Annotated in this window: 7 protein-coding genes and 1 pseudogene; all 8 read left to right on the forward strand. The window is 72.1% G+C overall.

Going from position 1 to position 5,737, the window contains the following annotated elements; genetic code table 11:
• Positions 1-93 precede the first annotated feature (93 nt).
• Positions 94-813 (forward strand): annotated as a pseudogene (locus ABZ749_RS27745) (ParA family protein); the annotation flags it as partial.
• Positions 803-2,344 carry an ATPase, T2SS/T4P/T4SS family gene (locus tag ABZ749_RS27750; protein ID WP_357232977.1) on the forward strand — a complete coding sequence of 514 codons (1,542 nt, stop codon included), beginning with the start codon at positions 803-805 and terminating at the stop codon, positions 2,342-2,344. The pseudogene ABZ749_RS27745 and the gene ABZ749_RS27750, both read left to right, overlap by 11 nt.
• A 4-nt stretch (positions 2,345-2,348) precedes the next feature.
• The gene (locus ABZ749_RS27755; protein WP_357232979.1) at positions 2,349-3,251 is read left to right on the forward strand and encodes a type II secretion system F family protein; all 903 of its coding nucleotides are present in this window, start codon (positions 2,349-2,351) and stop codon (positions 3,249-3,251) included.
• On the forward strand, positions 3,248-4,120 hold the full coding sequence (locus ABZ749_RS27760; RefSeq protein ID WP_357232981.1) for a type II secretion system F family protein: 873 nt from the start codon (positions 3,248-3,250) through the stop codon (positions 4,118-4,120). Before ABZ749_RS27755 ends, ABZ749_RS27760 begins: the two co-directional genes overlap by 4 nt.
• Before the next feature lie 22 nt (positions 4,121-4,142).
• On the forward strand, positions 4,143-4,346 hold the full coding sequence (locus ABZ749_RS27765; protein ID WP_357232983.1) for a hypothetical protein: 204 nt from the start codon (positions 4,143-4,145) through the stop codon (positions 4,344-4,346).
• Positions 4,347-4,351: 5 nt separating this feature from the next.
• Positions 4,352-4,795 (forward strand): TadE family protein, encoded by a 444-nt coding sequence (locus ABZ749_RS27770; protein ID WP_357232985.1) that lies wholly within the window; start codon positions 4,352-4,354, stop codon positions 4,793-4,795.
• The gene (locus ABZ749_RS27775; protein ID WP_357232987.1) at positions 4,792-5,259 is read left to right on the forward strand and encodes a TadE/TadG family type IV pilus assembly protein; all 468 of its coding nucleotides are present in this window, start codon (positions 4,792-4,794) and stop codon (positions 5,257-5,259) included. Before ABZ749_RS27770 ends, ABZ749_RS27775 begins: the two co-directional genes overlap by 4 nt.
• Entirely contained in the window at positions 5,256-5,705 is a 450-nt protein-coding gene (locus ABZ749_RS27780; protein ID WP_357232989.1) for a pilus assembly protein TadG-related protein, read from the forward strand. The genes ABZ749_RS27775 and ABZ749_RS27780 overlap by 4 nt, the downstream gene beginning before the upstream one ends.
• Positions 5,706-5,737 lie beyond the last annotated feature (32 nt).

Here is a 5,737-nt window from a genome sequence, read left to right on the forward strand (position 1 = left end):
TCCGTGCCGTCCGACCGGCGGCGCTGCGCACCCTGCACTCGGAGCGGGTCCACCCGACCGGCGCGCAGTTGGTGCTGGTCGGTGACGTCCAGCCGCCGGCTGGTGGTAGCCGAATGCGACCCGGCCGGCGGCTCGATCCTCGCCGGATACCTCGGCGGCCAACTGGACGGCCCACGCGGCATCGGAGAGCTGGCCGTCGGCGAGTTGCGCGACGGCAACCTGGAGACCGCATTCTGGTCCCAGTTGGTCGACCTGGACGCCCCCCGCCGGGAACGACTGCTGCTGCCCGGCCTCGTCGACCCGGCCCAGAGCGGCAGCGTCACCCCGCTGTGGCAGCGCTTCGCCGACTACTTCGACGCCCTCGACCGTGGCACCCCCGGCTACGACGTCCTCGTCGACTGTGGTCGGCTGCACGTGACCGGGCCTCCGTGGCCGGTGCTGCGGGCCGCCTCGGTGGTGCTGCTGGTGACCCGGGCGAACCTGCCGGACCTCTCCGGCACCCGCGCGGTGGTCACCGCGATCGAACGGGACTTCGCCGAGCACCGGGTGCCCCCGGGCACCCTGCGGCTGCTGCTGGTCGGCGACGGGCACGGGCGGGCCGAGATCAGCCGCGCCCTGAAACTGCCCGTCATCGCACGGCTGCCGCACGATGCGCGTACCGCCGGGGTGCTCGCCCTGGGCGGGACCGTGCGGGCCGGTCGGCCGCTGATGCGCGCGGCGGCGGCGCTGGAGGTCCCGATCGGGTCGCTCCTGGAGCGGCGACGGGCCCGGTTGGCGTGGCCCGTGCAGCAGGGGGTGCCGGATGCGGTTTGAGCCGGTCTCCACCGATCCGCGCCAGCAGCCACCGGCAGTGACCTCCACCGCGCCGCCCCTGGCCCTGCCGAACGGCCGGCACCACCAGTCCGGGCCGCAGCCGCCGTCGACGCCCGCGACCAGCCCGCCGCCCGAATCGCCCCCTCGGGCCCGGATGGACTTCCAGGTGGTCCGGGAGCTGCGCCGGGAACTCACCGAACGGCTCACCCTATGGCAGCGCGGCCGGGAGTTCACTGTCGACGAGGAGGACACCGAGCGGGCCCGGCTCGCCGTCACAGTGGTCGCCGCGTACGCGGACTCGGTGCGCCGGTCCGGCACGCCGATGGCCGCCGGCGACGAACGCATGCTGCTCGACCAGGTGACCGCCGAGCTGGTCGGGCTCGGCCGGCTACAGACGCTGCTCGTCGACGACACCATCGAGGAGGTGCACATCCTCGGCTGCGACCAGGTACGCATCACCCGGCACGGCGGTGGGGTGGACTGGGCCGAGCCGATCGCCGACAGCGACGCCGAGCTGGTGGAGATCCTCCAGGCGGCGGCCCGTCGGGCGGGCGCGACCGAGCGGTCCCTCTCCACAGTGAAACCCACCCTCGACCTGCAACTGCCCGACGGCAGCCGGCTGGCCGCGGTGTTCCTGGTCAGCCACCGCCCGTACGCGGTGATCCGCAAGCACAACACCCTGGACGTGAGCCTCGACGACCTCGCGGGCGCCCGAGGTGACCTGGACGAGATGATCGACCCGCTGCTGCGCGACTTCCTCCGCGCCGCGATGCGCGCCGGTCTGAACATCATGGTCGCCGGGTTGGCCGGCGCCGGAAAGACCACTGTCATCCGCGCACTGATGAACGAGATCCCGCAGGATGAGCCGTACGTGCTGCTGGAGGAGAGTCGGGAGCTGCTCCCGGCCCGCCGCCGGGAGCGGCACCGGGCGGTGATGAGCTTCGAGGCCCGGGAGGGGCACGGCGAACGCGGCTTCGACGGCCGCCCGGCCGGTGAGGTGACCATCGCCGACCTGATCCCGTTGTCCCTGCGGATGGGCGTCCTACGGATCATCGTGGGTGAGGTGCGGTCCCGGGAGATCGTGCCGATGCTCCAGGCGATGACCACCAGCCGGGGGTCGATGTGCACCATCCACGCCCGTACCGCCGCCGGTGTGGGTGAACGGATCGTCGAGCTGGCCCTGGCGCACGGCCGCGAGATGACAGTCGACCAGGCCCGGCGGATGGCCGGGAACGCGCTCGACCTGATCGTCTACGTCACCGTCGAGGACGAGACCGCGATCGGCGGGCGGAAGCACCGGTTCGTCTCGCATGTGGAGGAGGTGATCGGGGCCGGCGAAGCCGGTCGGATCACCACCACCACCGTCTTCGGGCCCGGCCCGGACGGTCGCGCGGTCCCTCGCCACCTGCCGGAGCGGGTCCGCGACCAGTTGCTGCGGGTGGGTTACGACGCGCGGCTGCTGACCCGGTGGGTCGAGGCCGGTGCTGGTGCCTGGCGGCGGCCTCGGCAGACCCGACTGGCCCGGCGGTGACCTGATGTTCGACAGCCTTGAGTTGATCGCGGTGGTCTCCGGCGCCGCCTGTGTGGCCGGGCTGCTGCTGGCCGTGGTCGCCCTGGTCGGCACCCGTCGACCCCCGGGGCGACGGCCGGGCAGCGGGCCGGGGCTGAGCCGACTGTGGCGCGGGCCGGGCAGCACGCCGGCCGAGCAGCGGGCCTATCAGGCGCTGCTGGTCGCCGCGCTGGTCGCCGGCGCGTTGGCGTTCCTGCTGACCGGGTTGCCGGTGGTGGGTCTGCTGGTGGCGGTGGCGGTGCCCGGCACCCCGTGGCTGTTCGGGGTGGGCAAGGCCGAACAGCGGGCCATCGCCCGGATCGAGGCGGTCGGCGAGTGGACCCGCCGACTCAAGGACGTCTCCGGCACCGGGCAGGGCCTCCAGCAGGCGATCATCGGCACGATCGGCAGCGTCCCACCCGGCGTCGAGGACGAGGTACGGCTGCTCGCGGCCCGCCTCCAGGCCGGCTGGATGGCCCGCTCCGCCCTGCTGGCGTTCGCCGACGAGATCGCCGACCCGGTCTGCGACCAGGTGGTCGCGGCGCTGATCCTGCACCTGTCGGACCGGGGTGAGCGGCTGGGTGACGTGCTCGGCTCGATCGCCGGCGCGGCGTCCGCGGAGGTGGCCACCCGGCGGGAGATCGAGGCCAAGCGCACCCAGCCCCGGTTCGCGGTCCGCTTCCTCACCGGGATGACGCTGGCGACCCTGGCGTACGGGCTGATCAACACCGAGTACATCAGGCCGTACGGCACCCCGGTGGGTCAGCTGGTGATGGCCGCCCTCGGCGCCGCCTTCATCGGCCTGCTGGCCTGGGTGCGGTCGATGAGCCAACCGCAACGGCCGGCCCGGTTCCTGCCGGCGCCCAACCCGAGCGAGGTGATCGCGTGATCATCAACTGGCAGTTCGCCCTCGCGGTCTGCGGTGGCGCCGGCATCGGTCTGGGTGTGTTCCTGGTGGTCCGGGAGCTGGTGCCGGCGACACCGGCGCTCGGGCCTGCGCTGCGCCGGCTGCATCAGCCGCCGGGCACCGGCCGGGTGTCCACGCCCGCGTCCCGGCGACTCGACTGGCTGAGCGGGATGTCCCGCTGGATGCGGCCGCCGCAGATGCAGCTCGCCCTGATCGGTCAGACGCCCGAGCAGTACGCGTTGTCGGTGCTGCTCTCCGCGCTGATCGGGTTGGCCACACCGACAGTGCTCGGGGTGGTGCTGTGGTCGCTCGGCATTCCGTTCCCGCTGGTGGTGCCGGTGTTGGGCAGCCTCGGCCTGGCGTTGCTGGCCGCCCTGCTGGCGCACCGCGCCGTACTGACCAAGGCCGCCGCCGCCCGCGACGAGTTCCGCCAAGCGGTCTGCACCTACCTCGACCTGGTGGCGTTGCAGCTCTCCGCGGCGCACGGGCCGGTGCAGTCGCTGGAGCGGGCGGCTGCGGTCTGCGACGGCTGGGTGTTCGACCGGCTCCAGGAATCGCTGCGGATCGCCCAGATGCAGATGCACGCGCCCTGGGACGAACTGCGCGACCTCGCCGACAAGATCGGCATTCCCGAGTTGGGCGACGTCGGCGCGATCATGCGTTCCTCCGGCAGCGAGGGCGCGCAGGTGCACGAGACGCTGCGCAGCCGGGCCGACTCGCTGCGCGACCAGATCCGCACCGACAACCTCGCCCGCGCCGAGGGGATCACCAGCAAGCTCGACATCCCGGGCGCGCTGCTCGTCTTCGTGCTGCTCGGGTTCGTCCTCTATCCGTTCATCGCCCGTGTCTGACCGCCCCCTGAAGGAGAACGCCATGTCCATCCTCAGCTACCTGCACGTCGTGGTGACGACGCGCCTGGCCGACCTGCGCCGCGACAGCGAGCGGGGCGACAGCCCGGTGCCCACCGCGGTGATCATCGCCGGTCTGGTCGTCGTCGCCATGGCCGTCACCACCCTGGCCCTGGCCAAGGCCAACAACTGGATGAACGGCATCCCGAACCACACGGACCCGAAGTAGCCGACGTGCGTCGAGCCGCGTACCCGAGGTGGAGCCGGGCGGTCACCGCCGCCCGGCGCCGCCTCGCGGCCGGCGACCGCGAGCGGGGCGCCAACCCGGTGGAACTCGCCGTGATGATGCCGCTGATCCTGGTGCTGCTCTTCGCCTCGATCCAGGTCGCGGCCGTCTTCCTCGCCCGCTCCACCGCGTTGAACGCCGCGCAGAGTGGCGTCAACGCGCAGCGGACGTACCAGGCGGGCAACGGTGCCGGGGTGGAGAGCGCCTCCCGCTTCCTGAAGGGCGCCGGCGGCTGGCTGGTGGGCTGGGAGAAGGCCGGGCCGACCTGCGAGACCACCACGACCGACGTGACCTGCACGGTCAGCGGCCGGTCCCTGTCCGTGGTGCCGGGCGTGGACTTCGCGATTCAGCAGACCGTCCATGGAACGGTGGAGAGGGTGACACCGCCATGACCCGTACCGCCGAGCGGGGCTCGGTCTCCATCGAGGTGGCGGTCCTCGCGCCCGCGTTCATCGCGCTGATGGTCCTGGCCGGTGTGGTCGGGCGCAGCGCCGTGGCAGCGGAGACGCTCCAGACCGCAGCGCACGACGCCGCCCGGGCCGCCTCGATCTCCCGGGACTCCGACACCGCCCGGAAGAATGCGCTGGAAGCCGCCCAGGACCAGCTGGACTGGCATGGCCTGGCCTGCGCCAACGACCTGGACCCGACGTTCACCGGCAAGTCGCCCGGCAATGCCTCCAGCTTTGACGATGCCTTCAGCAGCTCGGTCGGGTCGAACGCCACCGTGACGGTGAAGATCAGCTGCCTGGTGTCCTTCAAGGACATCACCCTCGGCATCCTGCCTGGGATGAAGAGTGATCGGCTGATCACCGCGGAGTTCACCTCCCCACTTGACCGTTACCGGAGTCGGCAATGACGGCGACCACGTCGACTGCCCGGCCCTCGCGAGCAGGTGAGCACGGCCGGGTGAGCATCTTCCTCGCTGTGACGATGATCGGCGTACTGGCCATCATCGGCCTCTCCTTCGACGCCGCCGGGCAGCTCCGCACCCTGCAACACGCCCAGAACCTGGCCGCCGAGGCGGCCCGGGCCGGCGGTCAGGCCATCGACCGGGCCACCGCCATCGAGGGCGGGCCGAAGCGGATCGACGAGCCGGAGGCGCGCAAGGCGGTGGACAACTACCTGAACGCCGTGAAGACCGCAGGCCACACCGTGAACTTCCCCGATGTCGACGGGGAGACCCTGATCCGGGTGACCGTCTCCATCACCTACCAGCGCGCCATGATCGGGCCGTTCACCCAGAAGAAGACGGTCACCGTCACCGGCGAGGCGACCGCGCGTGCCATCACCGCAACACCGTAGGAAGGAAGGCAGCCATGCCCGTATCGGGTGGG

Origin of the sequence: Micromonospora sp. NPDC047753 (assembly GCF_040642735.1) — a bacterium.
In the GTDB taxonomy this organism is placed as follows: domain Bacteria; phylum Actinomycetota; class Actinomycetes; order Mycobacteriales; family Micromonosporaceae; genus Micromonospora.

Coding starts and splice junctions, on each gene's coding strand:
- ABZ749_RS27755 (WP_357232979.1), top strand. CDS start 2,349: ATGTTCGACAGCCTTGAGTTGATCGCGGTGGTCTCCGGCGCCGCCTGT.
- ABZ749_RS27750 (WP_357232977.1), top strand. CDS start 803: ATGCGGTTTGAGCCGGTCTCCACCGATCCGCGCCAGCAGCCACCGGCA.
- ABZ749_RS27765 (WP_357232983.1), top strand. CDS start 4,143: ATGTCCATCCTCAGCTACCTGCACGTCGTGGTGACGACGCGCCTGGCC.
- ABZ749_RS27780 (WP_357232989.1), top strand. CDS start 5,256: ATGACGGCGACCACGTCGACTGCCCGGCCCTCGCGAGCAGGTGAGCAC.
- ABZ749_RS27775 (WP_357232987.1), top strand. CDS start 4,792: ATGACCCGTACCGCCGAGCGGGGCTCGGTCTCCATCGAGGTGGCGGTC.